Raw genomic sequence first — 22,822 nt, 5'->3', positions numbered from 1 at the left:
CGCGCTCGCCGCTGTTCCTGATCCACGCGACCCACGAGGCGTGCGTTACCCGCTGACCTCGCTGCTCGCGGTGGCGGTCTGCGCCGTCATGGCCGGGGCGTCGTCGTGCGCCGCGATCACGGATTGGCTACACGACCTGGACGAACGCGCCCAGGAACGGCTCGGGTTCACCGCAGGAGTCCCGGAAGGCAGCACTGTCTGGCGGATCCTGACGCGCCTCGACGACACGCTGCTCGGCAACGTCCTAGCCGGCTGGCTGCGCACCCGCACTCCCGTCGAGGTGACCAGGCCAAGGCGGTACCGCACGGTGATCGCCATCGACGGCAAGACACTGCGCGGCGCCCGAACGGGCGACGCCCGCCAGGTGCATCTGCTGGCCGCGCTGGACACCACCACCGGGATCGTGCTCGCCCAGGTGACCGTGGACGCCAAGAACAATGAGATCCCGGCGTTCGCCCCGCTGCTCGACGCCGTCGAGGCGATGCTCGGCACCCTGGCCGAGGTGCTGTTCATCGACGACGCCCTGCACACCCAGACCGGTCACGCCGACGAGATCACCGCCCGCCGAGCGCACCTGCTCGTACAGGTCAAGGCCAACCAGCCGGCCCTGTTCAAGCAGCTCAAACGGCTGCCCTGGGCGCAGATCCCGGTCGGTGACCGGACCCGCGACCGTGGTCACGGCCGCCGCGAAACCCGCACCGTCAAAGCCGTCACCGTCGCCACCCCGCGGTGGCATCGCCTTCCCGCACGCCCAGCAAGCCGTGCGGATCACCCGCACCCGCATCGTCGCTGGCAAGACCAGCCGCGAAACCGCCTACCTGACCGTGTCACTGCCCGCCGGCCAGGCTTTGCCCCGTGACCTGCAGAGCTGGATCCGCCGGCACTGGCACATCGAGAACCGCCTCCATCACGTACGCGACGTGACTTTCCGTGAAGACCTCCACCAAGTCCGGACAGGCAACGGACCGGCTGCCATCGCAACGCTACGTAACACCGCGATCGGCTGGCACCGCATCACCGGCGCGACCAACATCGCCCGCGCTACCCGCCGAGCCAACCGCCGATCACACGACCTGATCTCCGCCGTGACCAGCAGTTACCCCAGGCCGCAATGACCCTGCCCCGACCCCCCACCAAGAGGGACAAAATGGTCAAGCCGAAACGGACGACCGGGATCAAAACGCTCCGACGATCGAGGTTCACACGCTTGTTTTGCGGATCCTGGGGTAGGCGCCACATTCTTGGCGCACACCCCAGGATTCCGTGTTACCTGCACGTATGCCGGCTAATGTCGGCGCAGTACATCAACCAAGCGGCACTCCATTCATGTAGCCGCCTACGATGCAATCACAGTTCCTCGCTCTTCGATAACTCCCGCATGAGCGAGCCACTTTGGGAGGCCCTCAGGATCCGGGCTTGGTTATCCGCCAATTATCTTGATGGCACCTGCCGGATTAAGGCTGGTCCAGACCTTGGCTGTCTCGCCGTCAACGCCGCGAATATAGACATTTCCCCTTACTTCTTTCGGGTGATGCCGTGAGTGCAGCAGGTTCAGCGCAAGCCTTCCGGCCAGCACAGTAAACGCCAGGATGAGTGTTATCAGCAGTGTCACCCCCATATGCTGCGCATCATTGCGCACCGAGTCGACGACGTGCGCGAGGACAATCAAAGCCGTTACGACGAGAACTGCCGGTACGATTTTGCGTCTCCAAATGGTTTCCATTCGACATGTCCGAGTGAACCGTTTGGCCGTTGCCGCGTCGACCGAGAGACTAACCACGAACCGGCTCAGCCCATATCGACCTAGGCAGCAGGTGTCCACCACCGATGCAGCTTCGCTGCCATCGATGATCGACCTCGGGGAAGGTGTCAATTCCCCTGCCGTTTTGCCGGCCACCCACACGTCGACCCTTGGTCGCATCCGCCTGCCTTTCTAGACTTTGCCACTTGCCTACGCACAAAACTTATTGTTGATCCACCCATATCCCCAATCGAACCGCCCACTTCTGTTTAGCCACCATCGGAAGGACCCGCTGATATAGGCTCCTCGCTTCCGACTGCACGCTTCGTTGTACTCCCACACCAGCCACCCGTAGACGGCGCCCGCGACACCGAACGCGGCCCCTGCAGGAGGGTTAAAGACACCTACAACTATGGCGATGACGCCGTATGCAATGCCCCATCGGGTAAAATACTTCACGTCACTGTGCGAGAAATAGCATTGCCAGCGCCAGTCGACGCGATATCCTCCCCACGTGCCCCAATAGTAGTACCACTTACGCGAGCTGTAGCTGGTACGCCAGCATGACATGTTTCCGGAAACATCGTGCTTGTTGATCGAGTCTCCGGTGGCGTATTCGTATGGGTTGGCGTTTCCACCGTAGACGGAGTCGACTGACTTGAATCGGCTGGTGGTGGGGTTGTAGAGGCGGGCACCCATGAGGATCGAGCCGTCAGGAGTGTCGGCGGCGCGCTGGTGGGTGCCGAGCCAGCCGTAGCGGCGGGTGCCGGCGTCGGCGGGGTTTCGGGCGTTGCCGTGTTCGTCGTACTCGCTGGTGTACGCCAGCCCGCTGCCGGTTTCGGTCATCCCGGCGACGAAGTCACCGTGCAGATTGGTGATCTGCCAGACCACCCCGGTGGTGTTGGTGAACAGACCGGCGATCCCGGCGAGTCCGGCGATGGCCCGGGAGTGATTGCCGCTGCCGTCATCGGTCCAGCTCGGACTGTCGCCATCGGCGCCGTAGTGGTTAATCCTGATAAGGCCGTCGGCGGTGTCGATCCGGGAGCGGATTCGATTGGGCACGACGTCCAGGGTGTAGGTGGTGGTGCGAGTGCCCTGCGTGATGCTGCGCACCATGTCGTTGACGTGGTAGGTCATGGTACTGCTGGCGCCGCCGGAGACCGCGGAGTCGGCTGCCGGTTGGGTCAGCGTACGGCCCAGGGCGTCGTAGGTGTAGCCGGTGCTGCTGGCGCGGTCGGCGCTGTCGTAGCTCCACTCCCGGATGGCGCTGGTCGTGGTTGTCTGACAGGCGCCGCCCGTCCCCGGGCCATATGCCACCTGGCTGGTGCGGTTAGTGGCGGCGTCGAAGTCGTACCTACGGGTGGTGCACTGGCCGGCGACGGTGTCCTCGACACCGGTGAGCCGGGCGGGGCGATCGTAGGTGTAGACCTGTGCGGACAAAGTTGATGTGCGGCTGCGCCACTGGTCGTGAGCGCTGGAGGTAACGGCTTCGGTGTAGAGGGTGCAGTCGGTCTGGCCGCAGCCGGGTTTGGTGTAGGTGATGCTGGTGGCTGCGCCGCTCTCGTCGGTGGTCAAGTCCACAACAAGCCCGTTGGGCCAGGTCTGGCTGACAGTCGCCCCATCACTGTCGTAGGCGCCAGTGAAGGTGCCCGTCTGGGTGTCCGCCACTGACGTCGGCAGGCCACGTCGCTCGGTACCACCGTCGTAGGTGTAGGTGCGGGTGCCCTTGCCATCATTGACGGTGGCTGGCCGGCCAGCGATGTCGAAGGTGCTGGTAGTCACCGTCGCGTCGGCATCGGTGTATGAGGTCATCCGACCCAAGCTGTCGTAGGCGCGGATGATCTCGGCCGTCACCGAGCCCGAGCCGTTGATTGTTTGAGTACGGACGGCCTGCCTGCTGGCCTGGTCATAGACGGTGCGCCGCTTTTCCAGCGCCTCGCCCAGACCGGCTGCGGTCACCGAAACCTCCCATTGACGGCCAGCCGAATCGTAGGTGACTTCGGTTCGCCGCAGTTCACCCGATGCGGTCTTCTTCGACTGCACGCGTGGCTGCCCGTACATGTCATAGGTGGTCACCGTCGCCGGTAGTTCCGGGCCGGATTCCGGCTGACCGCCGGTCTGGGTACGGCAGACCAAGCCGTCCCACTCCGGCCGGTTGCCGCACTCCGGGTAGGTGGCGTTGGTCGCCGCCGTGTAGTAGGCGGTGATCCTGGTTGCCGGGGTGGTGTCCACGCTGCCACCGGCCGGGGTCGTGGTGCTGGTCACGCGTCCTCCGCTGTCGTAGCTGGTGCGGGTGATCAGGTCCAGCCCGCCCGGGTCGACGGTCACCTTGACCGGCTGGCGCAGCGCCCAGTCGTATCCAGTGACCGTGGTGCGGGTGTCCGCGTCTACGGTCTGTCCGGCGTTGACGTAGCTGACCGAGAGCCGTTCGGTGGACGGCAGGCTGTACGGCCCACCGGTGCCGGGCGCGCCTTCGTCATGGGTGAGGCGGGTGTGCTGCCGGCCGCGCACGATCGTGCCGGAGTCGAGCATCACGTCGTGTTCCGGACCGAAGGTCTCCAGCAGTAGTTGCCCGTCGGCGGAGTAGACGCTGATGGTGGCGAGCTTGGCTGCGATCTCGGCCTCGGCGGTGGCGTCGTCGCTGGGTGACGCCTCCAGGGCCCGTTGGCGGTTGCCGGAGGTCAGCTCCCGAACAATGTTGCCGTACTGGTCGTACCAGCTCGTGGTGATGTGCCCGCCCGGTGCGGCCGAGTTCACGGTCCGTGCGTTGGCGTCCAGATAGGTCATCGTTGCCCGCTCGTACGAGTTGGGCAGGGTGCCGGTGGCGGGGTTGCCGGTGGGTACCTGGGTGGCGGGGAAGACGGCGGTGGCGTCGGTTGGCGGCTCGGTCTGGCCCAATCGGGCGGTTTGGGCGCCGGACAGGTCGTACGGCGCGCCGCTGCCCGTGGTGGGGACTCGGTAGACGACGCTCTCCACGGCGGCGCCGGCGGTGAGCGCTGATCGGGTGACTTGTAGAGGCGGCCCTTGCCGGGGTCGTCGGGGAGGATGGTGTATGTGAACTGCCACGGCTCCTGGGCGGCTGGCGTCATCGTGATGAGGATGCCATCGGCGTCGTAGTCGTAGACGGTGCGCAGTGAATGGGCGCCGCTGCCGTCGGTGTAGTCCAGGCGCGGATCCCACACAGCACGGAGACGACCAGCGTTGTCGTAGGTGTAGCGGGCCAGGACGACCGTGCGCATAGCCGGGGTGGCAAGGTCCGGGTCCCAGGCGGTGTAAGAGATTTCCTTGACACGGCCGAGATAGTCACCCCAGGTGTTGGCCGCAGTGCCGGTGGCGGTCGTCGTGGTGGCGTAGGTGAAGGTTAGTGCTTTGCAGCCGCGGACCAGGGTGTTGCAGGTGACCCCGGACGGCACTGGTGCGAGCAGGCGGGTTGGCCGCATGACGTCCTGGGTGCCGAGGGTGGCCTTCTCCCACGAATACGTCGACGTATTCCCGGAGCCAGGAGCGCTGACCGACGTTGGTGTGTAGACCCCCGTCGGGTCGGTGGAGGCACGGGTGAAGGTGGCGGTGTTGCCGTCGCCGTCGTTGAGCGTGAACCTGTTGGCGGTCGAGTCGTACGTGAGACTGTACTTTTCGGCGCCGACCTGCGGCTGGTAGGTCACACCGTTGGTGTCGGCCTTGGTGAAGCCGAGGGTGGAGCCGTCCGGTAGGGAGACCTGGACGAGGCTCTCGTGTGTGGTGAGCTTGGTGTATGGGGCGTCTGCCTCGCTGAGTAGGACGCCGGAGGTCCAGCCGGGCCCGAACAGTGGGTCGAGGCCGCCGGTCTGCCGGGTGTTGAAGGTTCGCCCGACCGACAGGCCCGCCACGAACACGTCCGGCTGGGCAAGCTGGTAGTTGCCGGTGATGAGGTTGACCGAACCGGGGCCGACCTGGGCGGTGTCGGCGCTGGCGAAGTTGCGGTCGAAGGTGATTCGGATGGGCGGCTCACCGACGTTGTCGTACTGGCCCCGGAATTCCAGCGGTCCGTCTCGCGGAATGCCCTGCGGGTCGGCCGCGGCGAGGGTGGATGCCACGTTCCAGATGACCTTCGGAATGGTGCCGTTGGACGCCGGGATCGGCCAAGCGGCCACGGTGCCACCGCCGACAGCGTAGGTCACATCGGTCTTCGGCAGGACCGTCCAGGTGTCGGAGCCGGCTCGCCGCCACTGGTAGCGCACGCCGGTGATGGTCGTTGAGATCACGGAGGTGATCTCGACCTTGGCCGCGGTGATGTCACCGACCTTCGGCGAGGTCACGGCCGCGGAGCCCACCTTGAACGGGTATCCGCGCACGTTGGAAAGGTTGCCCGCCGAGTCGCGGCTGCGGACGTAGAGAGTATGGAAACCGGCGGTGGGCGGGGTCAGGGTAACCGACGCGGGTGCGCCCAGGCTGGGGGGCGTTGACCACCTGGTCGGGCGGGTTGACGTCCATCGCATAGACGTAGGCGGCCACGTCGCTGGCGCCGTTGGGGTCGAAGGTGAAAATGCCCGGAACTCCAGCGTCGCCGCCCCACTCGTTCTTCGGGTAGGTGGTGGAGCTGGTCCACGGCGGGCTGGCGTGCGTGGTGTCGACGGAGAACTCGCAGAACGACGACCAGGAACCATCGACGGTGCCGTCATTGCCGCGCACCCGCCACTTATAGGAGGAACCGTTGGCCAGGACACCGGACGGGATCGTGGCGCTCAGCGTAGAACCGGCAGCTGCGGTACCGGTGATCGTACTGCCGAGCTTGGTCGTCCCGTTCAGGGTCCACCACTCGAACTCCGCCTTGACCGACGACGCCTCACCGTCCGAGATCACCGCCTTCAACTGCGGAGTCGCACTGTTCATCTGCGGCCGGCCACTGCCGGTCGCGCAGGCCGCCTCGGGCACCGTCGACCGTATGCCCACGGTGGGGTACGAGTTGTAGGTCACCACCGCGTATGGCACCTGGGAGGTGTCGACCGCGTTGCGAGAGCGGAACTGCTTGAAGCTGTTAACGCTCGTCTCGTCCGTGCCCCGCACACCCATGTACGCGGTGGGCTGCCCGGCCGTGGCCGCACGCTGGAAGAAGCTGGTGCCGCTGATGCTCACCCAACCGTCGTCACACGCCGACGAGAACCCCTTGGTCTGGGTCGAGGTCGCCTCCTTCTGGATCCACGCCGGCTGGGTCCCCCACCGGGTCGCCGAGGATGCCGCTCCGGTCGTCCATATCTCCCACGAATTCGGGGTGCAGGTCGGCGACCAGAAGTTCCAGAAATAGACCGTCGCCGACGTGATCTGCTTGCTGGCCAGCGAGGACGTCGGCCAGTTCACAAACGCGCGAGACTTCGCGGCTGGTGTGAGGTTCAGCAGGCCCACCTGCAGGTCACTTGCTCCGCTGCGGTCGACCGTGTCGCCCTCCCTGACATAGGTGTCGAAGGAGGTGTACAGCGGGTTGATCTGCGGGTCGATGGTCACCGGGTACTGGGTAGCCGGGTCCTTGAGCCACCTTGTGTCCGGGGTAAGCCGCATGGTCAGCCTACCGCCAGCAAGTTTGGCGTCCTTAGCGGGCCGCTCCGCCCGGGTCGCAACAATCGTCCGGCGGGTCGGCTCCTCGGAACCCGGCACGCGCTGGGCATCCCACATCTCCGGAGCGGGGATGGCCGCCATCGGCTTGCCCTTGACATCCGTCAAGGTGAGCCCGCCAGAGCGGTCCTGAGTGAACGAGGAAAGTCCGTGACCGGTGACAGGCAGCGCCAGCGACGGAATGCGGTCAACAGCCGCGCGGTCCTTGACGGTCAGGTACTCGGAGAAGCCAGTCCGGGTGACTTCGACGACTAGGTCGATGCCGGGTACAACGTCCCGGTAGGTCGCCCGGTTGTGGTCAAGGCTCGGTGCTGGCAGGGCGCCCGGCCAACCGAGGGCGAGTCGCCCGTCGCCCTTGCCGACCGCCGCCAGCTCCCCGGCGGCCGAACGGGCACCCGAGATCCACAGGTCAAGCGGATGCGCGACGGCGCGCACCGAACCATCAGCCACCGGCTGCAGGGTGAGGTCGATCGGCACCCAGCGGTTGTCGCGCCGCATCCGAACCGGACCGGCGTGGACAGTCGCCTCAACCTGCCCGTTCGGATGGGCGATGTACTCGGCCGACTCCGTGGTCATATTCGTGATCCAGACCCGCTTATCCGTCATCCGGGCAGTAATCAGAGCGGCCATCTCGTCTGGCCGTTCCAACACCGGCTCCGGCGCTTTCTTCGGTTCCGCCTGGGCTTGGCGGGCAGGAATCTCGTTGGAGAGGGTCACCGCCAATACGGTGGCCATCCCGGCGGCCAGAAGCCTGCCCCACCTACTAGTTGCCATCTTCGAACAGCCGATTATTGAGCTTGCTGTTCGCGTGATTGCAGGAGCCATTAACGGGCCTCCCCGTCTCGTAGGCCTAACGGAAGCTCACAGTACGGGTGTTCTGAAATCGAGGTCAATCGAAACTTTGCGCTGCCGCCATCGAAACCGGCGATAAGTCGTGCCTTGCGAATCCCCGCCTTCAGGATCTTGCGGATGGCCCACCAGTGGTGACGGTTCCGAGGGAGTGCGGCTAGTGCGAGGGCGTCCCACGCGGCGATGTCCGCTGAGGCAGTCTCCTCGTGATTTAGAGCTCCGAACTCTTTGAGCGTTAGAGTCGGCGCCGAGCGGCGAGCGGCGAGCGGCGAGCGATCGCAACCCAGGTCGCTGACACGCAGGCAGGTACGACCACCGGTCATTACAATGCTGATGGGCGCCTCGTCAAGGAGGTATGGCCAAATGACGTAACGGTGACTTCTGACTATGATGAGACTGGCGCCACCACTGGTGTCAGCTACGTGAAGGACGGCTGCGGCCAGGCCGACTGTACTCTCTACAGTGAAACGATCTACTCGAGTGGTCACGGTGAACAGCGCTCGCGTCAATCCACTCTTTCGGCTCAACTCATGAACTACGACGCTGCTGGACGTGTAACTGAGGTGAGGGACACCTTGACGGTCAGTGCATCACGACGATCTACACGTTGGATGAAAGCTCGAACCGTACTGGCGTCGCCTCGTACGCCGCGGGAGTGGATGGCGCGTGTCAAACACCAGCCTGGCGCTCAGTAAGGGCTGGGAGTACGACAGTGCCGATCGCTCGACCACCGGGTACACCCTTGACGCCTTTGGCCGTACCACGGTTGCGCCGGCGGGGGACATGCCGACGGGGGCAGTGGATTCTCAGATGACCTATCATGTCAATGACATGGTTCGGTCGATCACCCAGGGGCCCCGAGCGTCAACGTACACCTTGGACGCTCTCACCGACCGGTACCGTTCTTGGACCGAGAATGCTTCGGGCACGTCCGTCACGCATCGCAACCACTACGGCGACGATGGTGATAATCCGTCATGGACTGAGGAGGGCAACGGCAACTTCAGCCGCGGGATCCTCGGGCTGTCGGGGATGATCGGCACCTTCGCCAGTAGCACCGCGCCGGTATGGGTGGTGACGAATCATCCCGGAGACCATGTCGCCGGCATGGTCGAGTCTCTTACGGGGGCTTGCCTACATCAGTGAGCTCTTTTCATCGTGATCAAGGGCGGTTGACCAGGTAGGCGGGGGCGGCGTGTCGATTGTCCGGATAGGACGAAGCTCCCGGTAGGACAGCAGTCGACCAAGACGCACTGCCCAGCACGGGAGCTTCGTTGCTGACCTATCCTGCCAGTATCCCGCTGTCCACGCGCAGCCTGACCCGCCTGACCGAGCTGATCCGCGACCGTCGACGTGCGCTCGGCGGCCGCTGGCGGAGGCTGCCTGCGCAGCAGCAGGCGCTGATGGCCCTGGCCCATCTGCAACGGTGACACCCTCACCCGCCTCGCGGTCGGCTTCGAGGTGTCGGTGGCCACCGTGTGGCGGTACCTACGCGAGGCCGTCGACCTGCTCGCCGCCTGCGCCGACGACCTCACCGCCGCCATGCGTCGGGCTGCCCGGTTGGCGTACGCGATCCTCGACGGCACGCTGATTTCCATCGACCGGGTCGCTGACCAGCGGCCCTACTACTCCACAAGCGCCACGGGGTGAACGTGCAGGTCCTGGCTGACCCGGCCGGGCGGTTGGTCTGGGCGTCGCCGGCGCTGCCCGGCGCGGTCCACGACCTCACCGCCGCCCGCACCCGGCGCTAGGCGGTGTCTTCAAAGGATCTTGGTGTCGGATGATGTAGCGCGTGGGTCGTCGCTACGAGTTGTCTAACGTCGAGTGGGAAGCGTTGTCGCGGTATCTGCCGTCGGCGGTGACCGGTGGCAGGCCGCGGGTTGGTGACCGGCGGGTGCTCAACGGGATCGTGTGGAAGATCCGGGCCGGGGCGGCGTGGCGGGATGTGCCCGCCCGTTACGGGTCGTGGCAGTCGATCTATACCCATTTCCGTAGGTGGGCCCTGGATGGCACGTTCGAGCGGATGCTCGCCGGGGCCCAGGCCGACGCGGACGCGGCCGGGGACATCGACTGGCTGGTGTCGGTCGACTCCACGATCGTGCGAGCTCATCAGCACGCAGCCGGCGCTAAAGGGGGCGCCGGGAATCGGACGAACCACAAGATCACGCCCTCGGTTGAAGTCGAGGTGGACTGACCACCAAGATTCACCTCGCCTGCGACGGCCTCGGCCGAACCCTGGCGTTCGTGCTTTCCGGCGGCAACGTCAACGACTGCACCCGCTTCGCCCACGTCATGGCCGCCATCGGTGTCGGACGGCCGGGTCCCGGCCCGCCTCGGTCCGACCCGAGCACGTCATCGCCGACAAGGGCTACAGCTCCAAGGCCATCCGAGCCGACCTGCGCCGACGCGGCATCGGGCACACCATTCCCGAACGCGCCGACCAGCAGGCCAACCGCCGCAGGCGCGGCAACCGAGGCGGCCGACCACCGGCCTTCGACAAACAGCTCTACAAGCGGCGCAACGTCGTCGAGCGCTGCTTCAACCCGGCTCAAGCACTGCCGCGGCGTCGCCACCCGCTACGACAAGACAGCCACGTCGTACCAGGCCACCGTCACCATCGCCGCGCTACTCCAATGGTTGTGAACCTTTGAAGACACGGCCTAGCCGCACCGCGTCCAACGGCGCGGTCCACGAACTTCGGCCCGATTCCAGGGCCACGACCATCGAATACGGCCAGCCGGGGATCATGATGGTCTGATCCTTGCCGCGTCCGTAGGTGTGACACAGGATCCGCTGCGGCGAGGTATGCGCGTCCGGCCGCAGCCAACACGTGATGTCCACCGCCAAGACGAGACGGCCGTCGGCCGCCCGCGGTAGCGGCACTGCGGCGAGGACGCTACGCAGCCGATCGATGTCCAGCCGCCCGCAGGAGAGGGCGTCGTACAACGCCCCGTGACCCCGCCGGTGCTCACCCACCAGCGACAACTCCACCAACGACCGGACCGGACCGTCGGCGCACAACACCGCATCCGTCAGGTCGAACAACGCATCAGCCCGAGCAGTCAAGCAGTCGTAGAACTCTCGCCGGAACCTGCCCAGGTCCCCGACGCCATCAGCCGAACCACGGTCATGCACACTGATCACCAGAACAGCCCTTGGTTATTGATGCTCTTCCCTAGACAAGAAGATCATCGACCAAGGGCTGTTTCCATGCCCAGCCAGGACCCCCACAAGACCCGCGAAGGTTAAAGATCAAGTTAGGGCTTTTGAACCTCGTTGACCTCTCGGTATGCCAGCGCCTCGAGCGCGTCGCGGAAGGCACCGAAGTCGTTGATTGGCTCGGTAGGGTCTTCATCGAGCTCGAAGTCGCGCCGCATCGTTCGAATCTGGCTCTTCAGCGCCTCCGCATCGACCGAGTTGTCCAGAGCGGCCTCGATGTCCTCGAGAAGCAACAAGCCCTGTTCCTTGCTGGCGTTGGTGGGGTGATCCAACAGGAATGACCGCTTAATGCGCTTGATCTTGGAGCTCGTCTTCTCCGTGGTCATCTGTCGCATGGCTTGGCGCTGCCTGCGGCCGAGCTCCCGGAATAGGACCCGGAAGTTGGCGTCCAAAACTTCGGCCGCGCCGGTGAGAGTCTCATCTTCCCGCACCGAGTCCAGGACACTGCGAGCGAAGCCGACCTTATCCAGATGGAATCCCTCGAGTTTCGTCTTGGCTGCACGCTCGAGCGCCTCGTGGGTTCCCGAGCAATCCTCGAAGCTCACGTCCTTTGGCTTGAGGGTACCTAGCTTGGCCGACTCTAAGGGGTCGAGGAAATCGCCCGCGTATCGCTTGACGGCTGCGATGCAGATCGGAAGTGGAATGAGGTCTTCGATGGCGACGACGCCACCAGGGCGAATGCTGACCAGAGCATCAGTTGGAAGCTCACCTAACTGCAGAATGAACTTCGCGTCGATCACAGGCTTACCGTTCGGGCCCTTCCTCAGCGACTTCACCGCTTGATCGCCGGAGGTGTCGCTGTCGAGCAGGACGATCACGGCGGGCCGGTCAACGTCGCGTCCCCTCGCGAGATACACCAGGTAAGGGATGTGCGGCGCAGACCCGGCGGGCACAAACGTCACTGTGTTCAGGTCTAGGTTGTCGGTCGACGGGGCTTCTTGCCGACGCAACCGCGTGGACATCCCGGCCAGCATGACCTGATCGGACATGCCCTCCAGCATCAAGTTGCAGTTGCTGATGAAGGTGGTCTCGGCCACGAACCCGCCGAACGCCGAGCGCAGCGGTTCGTAGTGATTACGGGCAGCGTTGCGCACCACGCGAGTGCCCTCGTCGCCTTCACCCTTCTCCAGGACACGGATACGCTCACCGTGGTTCTTGTCGATGAGGAATGGGGAGTGTGTGACGTAAACGACCTGGCAGGAGGATCGCGCTGGTTCCTGCGGATCGGCGAAGTCTTCGAAGATTCGCAGCAGGTCTTGCTGGCCGGTGCTGGACAGATAGGCGTCCGGTTCGTCCATCAGCAGCACCTCGCGAGCGCCCGACTTGGGTGGCTCATGGGCGAGGTACTGCACGAAGTAGCTGAGAAAGTACTTCAGACCTCCACTGCGTTCGTCTGCGGAGTACTCCGTGCCGGTCCGATCACGGATGGTGAACACCAAATCTTGGTCGCGTAGAGTCACCAAGAGCTGGAAGTGCAAGTCCTGAGACCACCACTTCGGAAAGTTGAGCGCTGCGGAGAGCCCGCGGTTAATCCGCTCTACGATCCCGTTCGCGAATCCATCCTTACCTTCCTCCACGGCGTTGAGGAGTTCCTGGAAGGCGGTCCGATCGATCCGAGCGACCTTGAGCAACAGGTCATCCGCGAGTGCGAGCTGCTTGTCGTGCTCGGCGTTCTGGGTGCTCGCGCTAGAGAACGTGCTCAGGAGCGTCGGCGTAGCCGCCGTGACGCCCTCGGCCGAGCCGAACCACGACTGTGCGTTCTCGAGGATTGTGTTCACCAAGCCCAAGCGGGTCTTACGAGGACTCGTCTGCAGTGATCGCTCGGCCGCCGCCAGGTATTTGATCGGCACGCTCTGCGGCAGCGCGACTGTTGCATCAATCTCGAACCACTGCGGCATGAGCGCTTCGAGGGCCTTCTTGTCCTTGATGGGATGCTTGGTCCAGTCCTCGCCCTGTCGGACGTAGACGACTGGGTCCTTCCCGCCGACCCGGAACATGGAGAAGCTCTCGGTGTCATCGTCGAGCTTCACCTTGCATGCCTTCCCCAGCATCTCAAGATCGTTGAGGTCCAGTTGTCTGAACTCAAGCCCAAAGTCGGGGAACGCCATGGCCCTGTTTACCGCGAAGAACTGGGAGTAGCGGCAGAAGTCGCCCCGCTGTATGCCTTTCCCGGTCAGCCCGTGCTTGATCGCCGACAGCAACTGGCTCTTGCCTGACTCGTTCGCGCCCACCACGGTGGTCACGTCCCGCTCGAGTGGCACCTTGACGAACGGATACTGCAGCCCGTCCGGCTCCAGCACATCCCACGGGTCTGGGGCGAATTCGCGGTGCGCCTTGCGGAGATAGTCGAAGTTGAACGAGCGGAAGAAGCGGATGTATACCGCGGAGATGTACATCATGCCCACTTTCGGCTCGAGGCGATCAGCAGCGAGGGGCCATGCTACTGCCCAGGTGCGACAACATCTGCCCGCCAAACACCTTGGGTCGAGTTCTGCAGTACCTTCCGGGAGCCGTACGCCCCTGCACGCGCCGTCGGTGTCGGCGGCACCAGCACGCCGGCCCGGCTCGGCAGGGATGTCCTCAATCGAGCAGACCTGGGTAGCGGCTCGAGCAGCCACCGTCACCCCCAAGGCCGCGGTGGCGTCGGGTGAGGTGGTCAGCCCACGGGCGTCGGCGTGGTGGGACTCGTTGATGCTGCTGTGCGCGTTCGTCGTGCCCGGCGGTGCGTCGCCGCCGGTCAACGCAAGTGGCCGGCGGCGACGCGCAGGCAGGCGTTGACTGGAATCACTAGCCGGCTGCGGAGAAGCCCCGTGAGCAACCCTGGGCGTTCAACCTCGACGTGCACTCCGGCCAGGAGGCGCTGGTGGGCGTGCTGGGCCTGGCGGCGGCATATTCGGCTTGTCCTGGGATTTGTGCACCGCGATGATGGTTACTCCGTGGCGAGTTGACCTTCGGAGGACTTTGTGGGAGTGCTGGACGATAAGGACCCGACCGGCGCTGCGCGGCTCAAGGAGTGGACTGAAGGCCTACGAGAACTCCCGCCGGGCACGCCGCCTACCTTCGAATTCCAGCGGATGATTCACCCCGGAATGGTGCCCGCCGACGGGGACGGGCTGCTCGCCGCGGACGGCCAGGGCCTGCTGGAGGTTCCGGGTGAGCACATCCAATCGGTGACGGTGCTGCACTACATGCGCGCGGGTTCGCCGTCGGAGCAGTTCGACACGGTTGGCCGGGATGCGATGTTCGGAGCCCTGCTGGCTCTGGTGACCGACCGTCGCTGCCAGGTCGTCCCGGAGGTCATGGCGAGGGTCGAGGGGCAGGAGCATTCCTTCGCGCTGCCGCTGGCCGGGACGGTGGACACTCATCTCGGTGCGCCCATGCCTGCCTGGCCGCAGGTCGACGCGGCGTTCCGCGAGGCGGTAGCCCGGCTCACCAGCCTCCCCGACGACGACATGCGGGCCCTCAGCGCGGCGATCCACATGCACTACTGCGCCTCCCTGCTGACCACCCGTGACCTTGTGGGCGCGTACGCACTGCTGGTCGGGGGCATCGAGTGCCTCGCGCAGTACTTCGGCAGTCCCCCAACCGAGTGGGCCGACTGGGACGAGTCGGCGAGCTGGGGGAAGTTCATCGCTCGCCAGGACTTCACCGAGGCCCAGGCCGCAGCCCTGCGTGCCCGCCTGATGAAGGACAAGCACATCAAGCTCGCCGAGACCTTCGCGACGTACGCCATGACGCGGCTACCAGCCGGATTCTGGCAGGAGCCCGTGCGCTCCTACACCTGGGGCGTAGATGCGATGAGCGCCCGCCCGCGGGAGGGTTCCTGGTCTGATCCGCAGCCGCGCGGCTCAGTGTTCGCCGACGATCCGGCGGTCTTGAAGGCGGCGCTCAAGACCGCGTACAAGCTCCGGTCCCAGTTCCTGCACGCGGGCAAGCGGGCGATCTCGTTCGCCGGTGACGTGTTCGCGTCCGTCGTGGCTACGGACCGACCCGCTGGCGAAAGTCCACGCCTGAGCGCCGCCCAGCTGCGCGCCGTCCTGCGGACCCTGATCCTGCAGGAGTTGACCGACCGTGGCAGCACCGATCCTCGGGGTTTGGACGAAATCACGTTCGTCACGGGCTTGACGCCAACGTCCTGAACTGACGCCCCGCGTGTCTGGTGGCCGTGTCGAGACCGCTCGGCGGACCGTGGCAGGCGGAACCAACGCAAGGCGCTCCCTTTCAGCAGCGACAAGTCGCGCTGGGGATGAACGGGTTCGACAATGTCGGACGCGAGGTAGACCATCGGGATAGCGGCCAAAGCGTCGCGGCGGGACGTGCGGTGAGAAGGCGGGATGGTCGGCGAGAACGGGTGGGATGACGAGCCGTGGCGGTGCTGGGTCGACGACATGATCGACTCGGATCCGAACATCCTCGAAGAGATCCAGCACTGGTGGGACACGACCTCGCCGGTGCCGATGGTCGGCAGCCGGCACCACACCGTCCCGCGCCGCTATCTCGAACGCTTCTCCGCGTCAGGCCAAATCCGCGTCCGCGACCGGGTCACAGGACGGGCGAGCCTCCGCAACACCATGGACGTTGGCGCGATCCGTGACTTCTACACCTTCATCAACCTCGACGGTGAGCGAGACGGACGGCTCGAACGGATCCTCGGCGTGATCGAGAACGGGGCAGCCGCTGTCATCGACCGCATCCTCGACCCCTTCCGGACACCGCGACCGCTCACGCCAGAGGAATCACTGCACCTGAGCATCTTCATCGGCTTCCAACTGCTACGCACCCCCCGACACCGTCGCGAGGTCGAATTGATGGGCGACTACATCATCCGCTCGTCGCGGCCGGACATCCGCGGGATCACCGAGGTACGGGTGGTTCCGGACCCGAACCTGCACCTCGACTACCTCACCAAGAACGCTCCCAAAGTCGCGCAGGCGTTCTTCGGCCGCCCGGCAACGCTCGTCACGATCGACCAACCGCTATTCATCACCTGCGACGAACCGGTGATCCTGCGTACCCGCGGGGACGTCAGCCACGTCCAGCACCTGCCGAGCTGCGCGAAGCCCCAGCGGCGCAGGAAGAAGGACGCGCGTAAGCCCAGCAGAAGCCGCGCCCGCAACGCCGACACGGTCCATGTGTACCCCAGCCGACCCGGCGTGGGCCAAGCGCACGAGGCAGCCCTGCCGCTCACACCACGAGCGATGCTCGTCATCGGCCCGCACGGCGTCGCCGATGTGGCACCACACCACCCGTTTCGCGGTGAAGCGGCCGTCGCCCTCGCGAACGACGTGAATTCCCGGCTCCTCGCTCACGCCTACCAATGGGTCGCTGCTCACCCCGCCCATCCCACGTTCACCGACATGGAACTTCCCGAACCTGGGCCCATCATCCATGTCTGCGACGGCGGCACCGCCTTCGCCCGGGAGCTGCAACAGCCACCCGCACCTCGACAACCCGAGCTGTTAGGCCGCCGTGGTCGCTAAGGAGGGCCACGATGTTCGCATCGTTCTCAGACGGGCAGGCAGACGTCGCCCCACGGCGCTTCCTGCGCCTAGCTGATCTTCAGCAGGCGACCACAGCCCCGCCGCTGTGCGACTGGCCACCGCAGGGAGAAAAGGAAAAGCCGTAGGTCACCCGCCTGCAGCTACGCTCGGAGCGTCGTCTTAGGAGTCTCTATGTGACTTTGGGTGATCTTGATGGGCAGGGTGGATCGGCCGGCGCGAAGGGGCTGCGTCGGCCGGGAGCGTGCTGGTTCAGGCTGCGGCGCGGATCACCGGTGCCGGTCGAGTGAATGTCTTACGGTCGCGGATGAGTGCCCAGAGGACGTCGACGCGTCGTCGGGCGAGGGCGAGTATGGCTTGGCGGTGGTTCTTTCCTTCGGCGCGTTTCTTCTCGTAGTAGGCACGCGATATGGGGCATTCGCGGGCGGCGGTGAATGCGGCCATCCACATAATGTGCCGTAGCCGACGGTGGAAGCGGCGAGGCTGCCGATGGTTGCCGGAGGCCGTGCCAGAGTCGAGGGAGACGGGTGCCAGGCCTGCGTGGGCGGCGAGCTTCGCGGCGCTGTCGTACTCGGTCATGCCTGCGGTGTGGACGAGCAGTTCGGCGGTGAGCAGGGGTCCCATGCCGGGCAGGCTGCCGATGATCGGTGCGAGGGGGTGCTGGTCGAGTTGGTCGGCGATGAGGTCGTCGAGGGCGGCGATGCGTTGTTCGAGGGCGAGGATCTCGGTGGCCATCTGCCCGACGACCACGGCGGCGGCGCGTTGCCCGGGCAGGGTGACGGTCTGCTGCCGGGCGGCGGCGACCATCGCCTCGGCGACTTGGACTGCGTTCTTGACGTGCCCGCGCCGGAGCAGGGCGGTGATCCGGTCGACGCCGGCGTGCCGGATCGCCGCCGGTGTCTGCCAGCACGCGAGGACTATCATCGGGCCTTCCGGTTCAGGTCCGCGGCCCGTTCGAGGGCGGGGCTGATGCCGGTGAGCAGTTCCTGCAACCGGAACAGCGTGGCGACGCGCTGCCCGGCAAGGTCGGCGCGGTAGCTGGTCAGGACGGTGAGTTCGGCGAGGAGCCGGTCGGAGGGTTCCAGGATCGGAATGTCGGAGCGCATACGGATGGTCTGGGCGATGACGACCGCGTCGCGGACGTCGGTCTTGTTCTCTCCGGCGATCGCCGCGGCCATGTGGAACGCGACGGTGCCGGAGACGTAGCGGACCTGGACCTGACGCCGCCACAGCAGGGTCAACAGCAGGGCGGACAGGCCGGTGGTGACGCCGACCGCCCAGCACATCGACCGGCCGTGCGTCGACACCTCCGCCATGACCGCCAGGAGGGCGGTTTCGTCGTTGGCGACCCGGCGGGAGTAGACGAGCCGGCCGTCGCCGTCGACGGCGGCTACGTGGTGGTGGGTCTTGCCGATGTCCACGCCGATCCACAGCTTCGCCACCGTCACGCTCTCCTTCGTCGGTCGGTTTGCTCGAATGTGCCTCGTCTGGGGTTCGGGTTTGCCGGCATCTTCTAATGATGCGAACGCAGGTCGCGGGTCTCCATCAGCGGTCTACCGAATCTCACAGACGACGAAGCGGCGGGTGGCATCTCCTACCGTGAGCCAAGCAATCTGGGCGAAACACACGCAGCCATACTCACCGCCTCCGGGCATCAGGGTCTACGGCCACCAGGGCCGCGCCCGTTCAACCAGCCCGTTCGCAAGGCGAGAGCGGGCGGCACCTCGAAGTTCAGCCACGAACACGGCGGAACACACACAGCCATACCCACTCCCGGCCCCTGCGGGCACGGCGACCCCAGCCTCCCGCCGTCGCCAGCCTGCGCCTCGGACAAAATGTGCGAGACCTGCGAGCATCAGCGCTCCATCGAGCGCGGGGCAGGCGTACAGCATGGCTGCCCGTGGTCGCCGGTCCGCCGGCCGCCGTTCCCGCGACCAGGCTGATTCCCACGCCAGCCGTCGTTGCAGCGGCTTGAATAGTGGTGTGCAGATCAGCAAGGACGGGCGGGACTGGCGCATCGGGACCGCCGCCGACGTGGGTTGGATCGCTGGTCACACGACTCCCGGCGTCTCGATCACCACCGCCATCCCGCCGGTCTTCGACGTCTACGCCACCACGTACCAGACCGACGACGTCACCGCCGCCGCGTACGAGCAGGCCCTGATCGAGGACCTGACCACGCACACGCCCGACCAGCCGTGGTGGTTGGCATACCTCGACACCGGTGCCCACGACGTCGTCTTCCCGCACGCTCCAAGGGTGTTCCTCTACTGGAACTGGCCGTACGTGCTGGTCGAGGCCGGCCCCGAGCAAGCCCTCACCTGGCGCACCAGTGGTCATATCCGCCACCCGCACGGCGCGCTACCCGATCTGTTCTTTCCCGCCGACCGGTCATGGCTGGTCTCCGGGCTCTGGGACGACACCTGGACCTGCGTCGGCGGCCCGGCACCACTGATCCGCACCCTTCAGCGCAACCCGGTGGCCAACGCCCGCCAGGTCCAGCCCGACGAGGACGCGCTGCCACCGGGGCTGACCCGCGAGTGACGACCCACCCCCCCGGGGCAGCGGTCAGCCTCCGATGACGGCTACCCTCGCCACTTCTCGGCGGGTCGGCAACCGCTGGTCGATTTGCCGTAGATCGGCTTCCCGTCCGGACCCGCATAGCAGTGCGCCAGTTCGTCTTCGGCCTGGAACAGCGGACGCCTGTCGATCTCCGTCCCCTTGGCGTCGTAGCTGACCAGTTCAGGGTCGTTGCCGGCCTTGAGTCGGGCATCGCTGGTCATCAGGCCGAACGCGCCTGCGGATAGCCGGGCCGCAGTGGTGTGGCCGTCACCGTGGTCGAGCACGAGCCGGTGGACGCGGCCGCTGACCCGGCCGCTGACGCTGACGTCCCCGCCGTCGAACTCGGTGGAGGTCAGCAGCAGCCGCTGCACCGGCCCGGGCAGCAGGTCACCGTGCGGCCACGGCTCAGTGACGCCCCCGCCGGACTCCCGGGGTGTTCCCGCCCCTTCCCCGTCGCAGGTGGCGTAGCCGACGTCGTTCATGAACAACACCAGCGCGCGGTCACCTCGCTCGGTAGCCACCGCGAGGTCGGCCAGGGACACCGGGACGGGTTGCCCACCCGGATTTCGCCGGGTCTGTCGTTGCGGGGAATTCCGCTGCAGGCACCGCTCGGCCGCTTTCTGCAGCGTTGGAGACAGCTCCCCGGGCCCCATGGTTAGCACCTGTACGGTCGAGCGGTCCGGCCGGTCCCACGCCACCGCCGCGGCCCCGGACGCCACGGTCAGCAGCGCCGCCACAGCCGCAGCGATCCTCAGTCGTGGCGTACGCGCGGGAGGCGGGCTCGCGACGCCGAGGAGCCGGGCCCGCATCGCGAGCGCCGCCTCCGGTGGCAGGTCCCGCTCCGCGGGCAGGTCGAGAATGTCGTTCACGGTTTCCCCTCCTGGATCTCCTGCGGCATCAAACGGGCCAGGCGGCTGCGCGCACGACTCACCCTCGACCGCACCGCCACCTCGCTGATGCCCAACACGGCCGCCGCGTCCGGGTACGACACGCCGGACCACAGGCACAACGCCACCGCCTCCCGCTCGGCAGGCGGCAACCCGCGAACCACCGAGAGGACCTCGGTCATCCGCCGTTCGTCGTCGAGCCGCGCAGAGACGTCCTCGGCGAGGTCACCATCGGCGTACCGCTCTCCCGGTAGACGCCGTAGCAGCGCCAGCCACCGGCGCGCCGACCGCCACTCGGAGCGGACCGCGTTCGTGGCGACGACCAGCAACCACGGCAGCGCCGATCCGTCCACGAGTCGCGCGTCGTGCCGGCGGCGCCACGCGACGAGGAACGTCGCCTGGGTGACGTCCTCGGCCGTCGACCACGAGCTGGTCAGCCGGAACGCGTGGTTGTAGACCGGACGGGAGTACCGGTCGAAGAGCCGACCGAACGCCGACTCGTCGCCGGCGGCGATCGAGGACCACAGTTCCTCGTCCGACGGCCGTACCTGATGCCTCACACCACACTATGGCCGCCCACGCCGACTCTGTTGCAGCTCACGGCGCGCCTGTCGAACGAGCGCGGCGGCCAGCCGAGGCGCGGGCCCCGCCGTGGACGTATCCCGCCGCGCCGACGGCGAAGATCGTGGCAGCGGTCAACCAGGATGCCGCCGTGGTGGAGGGCTGGATCGGCCAAGCCCAGGCCGCAACGACGGCGCTGTTCTGGCGTGGAGCGGCGGCGTAGACGGCGCTCACGTAGACGAAGGCTGGCAGCCACGCCAGCCGCGCGCCGAGCAGCACCGCCCCGCCGGCGACCAGTCCGAAACAACTGAGAGCATTGCGAACCAGTTCTTGAGCGCCGTACGTGTCGGGCGCTCGCAACCCGGCAAGGCTGAGCGCCAAAGCGGTAGCGAGGGCGGCGACAAGAAGGTGACTGGCTCGCCAGGCCGCCACGGCAGGGGTGTGCTGCGTTCGAGGTCCTCGTCAGCGCTGGCGAGGGTGGGGCCGAGCAGTAGTGCGGCCAGCAGCGGTGCGAGTGCGACCACGGGGACGCGGGCGGGGGCCCGTCGAAGTAGGGCCTAGTGGCGAGCCATGTTCCGGCGGCCCAGGCCAGCAGCGTGATGACGCCGACACCGGCCACGAACGTGGTCGCGCCGCGGGAGCGCAGATGAAACGTGAGCAGGCGGCCGGTCACGGCTGCTCGCCGAGGCGAATGAGCGCTGGGATGTCGCATCGGTGGGCGGCGTCGAGGTAGGCGGCGAACCAGGAGCGCTGCGCCGGCTCCGGTAGTGCGCGGAGCCTGGTGAGGGGCATGCCTTCGGGGGTGGCTGCCTCGTCGAGCATCCAGTCGGTGGCCAGAGTGTCGGTCTGGTAGACCCGCTGGTCGATGCGGCGTGTCCCGGACGGGTCCTCACATCTGGCCCGGGTCACCTGCCGGAAGTCCGCCCTCAGGCTCTTCCGGCTGGCCACGCCGCCCAGCGCGGTCGACTGGTAGTCGAGGTTGAGCCAGACCGTGCCGTCATCCCGTTCGATGGGCTGGCCGGCTGGCTGGGTGGCCTGGTCGGCGGCCCGCCGGGGCGCTCCGGTTATCCCGTCGAGACGTCTCAGGATCGGCTGGGCCACCTTGGTAACGTCGTCGATCAGGAACGCGTTGATCCGGGACAGGCACACCTGCGGGCCGCTGTTCGTGCACACCAACTCGACCGCGTTCGGGTCGGCCGGGAGGCGGTGGGTGCCCGGGCCGGTGGTGATCGGCACGGCGACGGCGACGGCGAGTGCGCCGGCCAGCAGGGCTGCTCGCCGCTGCGGTGCGGCGACGGCGAGCAGCAGGACCGTCAGGGCCACCAGCCAGGCTGCCTGCAACGCGGTGACCCGGCCAGGGACGAGCGAATACACCGCCCAGCCGCCGTAGATCGGCGAGAGCCACGCCGCAGAGGTGCCGTCCCAGTAGGTGACGATGGCCAGGCCCAGGTAGGTGGCGAGGCCGGCGATCGGGGCCGCCACCCGCAGCGGAACGAGCCGGCCGACGAGGACGCCGACCGCGGCGGCGGCGGCCAGGGCGAGGACACCGACGGTCAGCGTCCACCACCAGCCTCCGCCGGTGTAGGTCGCGACCCGGCGATCAGCACCGCCGCTCCGGCGAACGCGACCAGCAGCCCGGCGACACCGGCCACGGTGACGGCGAGCCAGGCCATCACCAGTGGTTGCCAGCCTGGGCGGGGGGTGGAGGCGATCAGCTCGTCGATGTCGCGCCGCCGTTCCCGGCCGGACTGCCACGCCCCAGCAGCGATCATGAGAGCGCACAGGATCAGCATCGACACCCGCAGGTAGTTGGCGAGACCCGCCCACCGGCCAGCCCAGTCGTCCGGATGCACAGCCAGCATCCACACTCCGGATCCGAACATCGCCGCAGCGGCTAAGGGCGCCGTACCCCGGCGGAG

The 22,822-nt window shown here is 66.6% G+C and carries 16 protein-coding genes and 4 pseudogenes; 7 read left to right on the top strand and 13 right to left on the bottom strand.

Going from position 1 to position 22,822, the window contains the following annotated elements; all coding sequences use genetic code 11:
• The first annotated feature begins 40 nt into the window (after positions 1 to 40).
• Positions 41 to 859 carry an ISAs1 family transposase gene (locus tag ACN27D_RS18495; RefSeq protein WP_421499600.1) on the top strand — a complete coding sequence of 273 codons (819 nt, stop codon included), beginning with the start codon at positions 41 to 43 and terminating at the stop codon, positions 857 to 859.
• 561 nt (positions 860 to 1,420) lie between these two features.
• Here the strand turns inward: ACN27D_RS18495 and ACN27D_RS18490 are convergent.
• From ACN27D_RS18490 to ACN27D_RS18475, 4 genes are read right to left on the bottom strand one after another with little or no spacing between them, the layout of a single operon-like run.
• Positions 1,421 to 1,897, bottom strand: coding sequence for a hypothetical protein (locus ACN27D_RS18490; protein ID WP_421499599.1), 477 nt, complete (start codon positions 1,895 to 1,897; stop codon positions 1,421 to 1,423).
• A 54-nt stretch (positions 1,898 to 1,951) separates the two neighbouring features.
• Positions 1,952 to 4,639, bottom strand: coding sequence for an RHS repeat-associated core domain-containing protein (locus tag ACN27D_RS18485; protein WP_421499598.1), 2,688 nt, complete (start codon positions 4,637 to 4,639; stop codon positions 1,952 to 1,954).
• Complete coding sequence (locus ACN27D_RS18480) at positions 4,525 to 6,036, bottom strand: hypothetical protein (protein WP_421499597.1); 1,512 nt, start codon at positions 6,034 to 6,036, stop codon at positions 4,525 to 4,527. The genes ACN27D_RS18485 and ACN27D_RS18480 overlap by 115 nt, the downstream gene beginning before the upstream one ends.
• Positions 6,014 to 8,044 carry a hypothetical protein gene (locus tag ACN27D_RS18475; RefSeq protein WP_421499596.1) on the bottom strand — a complete coding sequence of 677 codons (2,031 nt, stop codon included), beginning with the start codon at positions 8,042 to 8,044 and terminating at the stop codon, positions 6,014 to 6,016. The genes ACN27D_RS18480 and ACN27D_RS18475 overlap by 23 nt, the downstream gene beginning before the upstream one ends.
• Positions 8,045 to 8,842: 798 nt before the next feature.
• Between ACN27D_RS18475 and ACN27D_RS18470 the strand changes: the two genes are divergently transcribed.
• The 3 genes and pseudogenes from ACN27D_RS18470 (at position 8,843) to ACN27D_RS18460 (ending at position 10,819) form a co-directional block, all read left to right on the top strand.
• Complete coding sequence (locus ACN27D_RS18470) at positions 8,843 to 9,322, top strand: hypothetical protein (protein ID WP_358177814.1); 480 nt, start codon at positions 8,843 to 8,845, stop codon at positions 9,320 to 9,322.
• A 128-nt stretch (positions 9,323 to 9,450) separates the two neighbouring features.
• Positions 9,451 to 9,918 (top strand): annotated as a pseudogene (locus ACN27D_RS18465) (transposase family protein); the annotation flags it as partial.
• Positions 9,919 to 9,968: 50 nt separating this feature from the next.
• Positions 9,969 to 10,819, top strand: a pseudogene (locus ACN27D_RS18460) (IS5 family transposase).
• An 18-nt stretch (positions 10,820 to 10,837) separates the two neighbouring features.
• On the opposite strand, the pseudogene ACN27D_RS18455 reads toward ACN27D_RS18460, so the two are convergent.
• Both ACN27D_RS18455 and ACN27D_RS18450 read right to left on the bottom strand, forming a co-directional pair.
• Positions 10,838 to 11,320 (bottom strand): annotated as a pseudogene (locus ACN27D_RS18455) (transposase); the annotation flags it as partial.
• 113 nt (positions 11,321 to 11,433) lie between these two features.
• On the bottom strand, positions 11,434 to 14,136 hold the full coding sequence (locus ACN27D_RS18450; protein WP_421499595.1) for an AAA family ATPase: 2,703 nt from the start codon (positions 14,134 to 14,136) through the stop codon (positions 11,434 to 11,436).
• A gap of 222 nt (positions 14,137 to 14,358) precedes the next feature.
• Here ACN27D_RS18450 and ACN27D_RS18445 point away from each other — a divergent pair, with 222 nt between their 5' ends.
• Both ACN27D_RS18445 and ACN27D_RS18440 read left to right on the top strand, forming a co-directional pair.
• Positions 14,359 to 15,534, top strand: coding sequence for a hypothetical protein (locus ACN27D_RS18445; protein ID WP_421499594.1), 1,176 nt, complete (start codon positions 14,359 to 14,361; stop codon positions 15,532 to 15,534).
• Positions 15,535 to 15,729: 195 nt separating this feature from the next.
• Positions 15,730 to 16,875: a DUF4238 domain-containing protein gene (locus ACN27D_RS18440; RefSeq protein ID WP_358177805.1), complete on the top strand. Its 1,146-nt coding sequence runs from the start codon at positions 15,730 to 15,732 to the stop codon at positions 16,873 to 16,875.
• Between the two features lie 270 nt (positions 16,876 to 17,145).
• Here the strand turns inward: ACN27D_RS18440 and ACN27D_RS18435 are convergent, their stop codons facing one another.
• Both ACN27D_RS18435 and ACN27D_RS18430 read right to left on the bottom strand, forming a co-directional pair.
• On the bottom strand, positions 17,146 to 17,817 hold the full coding sequence (locus tag ACN27D_RS18435) for a transposase (protein WP_358177802.1): 672 nt from the start codon (positions 17,815 to 17,817) through the stop codon (positions 17,146 to 17,148).
• On the bottom strand, positions 17,814 to 18,335 hold the full coding sequence (locus ACN27D_RS18430; protein ID WP_358177800.1) for an IS110 family transposase: 522 nt from the start codon (positions 18,333 to 18,335) through the stop codon (positions 17,814 to 17,816). The genes ACN27D_RS18435 and ACN27D_RS18430 overlap by 4 nt, the downstream gene beginning before the upstream one ends.
• 541 nt (positions 18,336 to 18,876) lie before the next feature.
• Between ACN27D_RS18430 and ACN27D_RS18425 the strand changes: the two genes are divergently transcribed.
• The gene (locus tag ACN27D_RS18425; protein WP_421499593.1) at positions 18,877 to 19,437 is read left to right on the top strand and encodes a hypothetical protein; all 561 of its coding nucleotides are present in this window, start codon (positions 18,877 to 18,879) and stop codon (positions 19,435 to 19,437) included.
• A gap of 41 nt (positions 19,438 to 19,478) precedes the next feature.
• On the opposite strand, the gene ACN27D_RS18420 is transcribed toward ACN27D_RS18425, so the two are convergent.
• The 5 genes and pseudogenes from ACN27D_RS18420 to ACN27D_RS18400 all read right to left on the bottom strand — a co-directional run bounded on the left by ACN27D_RS18420 (position 19,479) and on the right by ACN27D_RS18400 (position 22,765).
• On the bottom strand, positions 19,479 to 20,324 hold the full coding sequence (locus ACN27D_RS18420; RefSeq protein ID WP_358171343.1) for a hypothetical protein: 846 nt from the start codon (positions 20,322 to 20,324) through the stop codon (positions 19,479 to 19,481).
• Positions 20,321 to 20,902 carry an RNA polymerase sigma factor gene (locus ACN27D_RS18415; RefSeq protein ID WP_358171342.1) on the bottom strand — a complete coding sequence of 194 codons (582 nt, stop codon included), beginning with the start codon at positions 20,900 to 20,902 and terminating at the stop codon, positions 20,321 to 20,323. Before ACN27D_RS18415 ends, ACN27D_RS18420 begins: the two co-directional genes overlap by 4 nt.
• 37 nt (positions 20,903 to 20,939) lie before the next feature.
• Positions 20,940 to 21,576 (bottom strand): annotated as a pseudogene (locus ACN27D_RS18410) (hypothetical protein).
• On the bottom strand, positions 21,573 to 22,385 hold the full coding sequence (locus ACN27D_RS18405) for a hypothetical protein (RefSeq protein ID WP_358171340.1): 813 nt from the start codon (positions 22,383 to 22,385) through the stop codon (positions 21,573 to 21,575). Before ACN27D_RS18405 ends, ACN27D_RS18410 begins: the two are co-directional and overlap by 4 nt.
• Positions 22,386 to 22,456: 71 nt before the next feature.
• Complete coding sequence (locus ACN27D_RS18400) at positions 22,457 to 22,765, bottom strand: hypothetical protein (RefSeq protein ID WP_358171339.1); 309 nt, start codon at positions 22,763 to 22,765, stop codon at positions 22,457 to 22,459.
• Positions 22,766 to 22,822 lie beyond the last annotated feature (57 nt).

The sequence above is a fragment of the Micromonospora sp. WMMD1274 genome, assembly GCF_049179035.1.
Classification (GTDB): Bacteria; Actinomycetota; Actinomycetes; order Mycobacteriales; family Micromonosporaceae; genus Micromonospora; species Micromonospora tulbaghiae.
The sequence above is the reverse complement of the archived record's forward strand: the minus strand, read 5'-3'. Positions and strand labels throughout refer to the sequence as shown.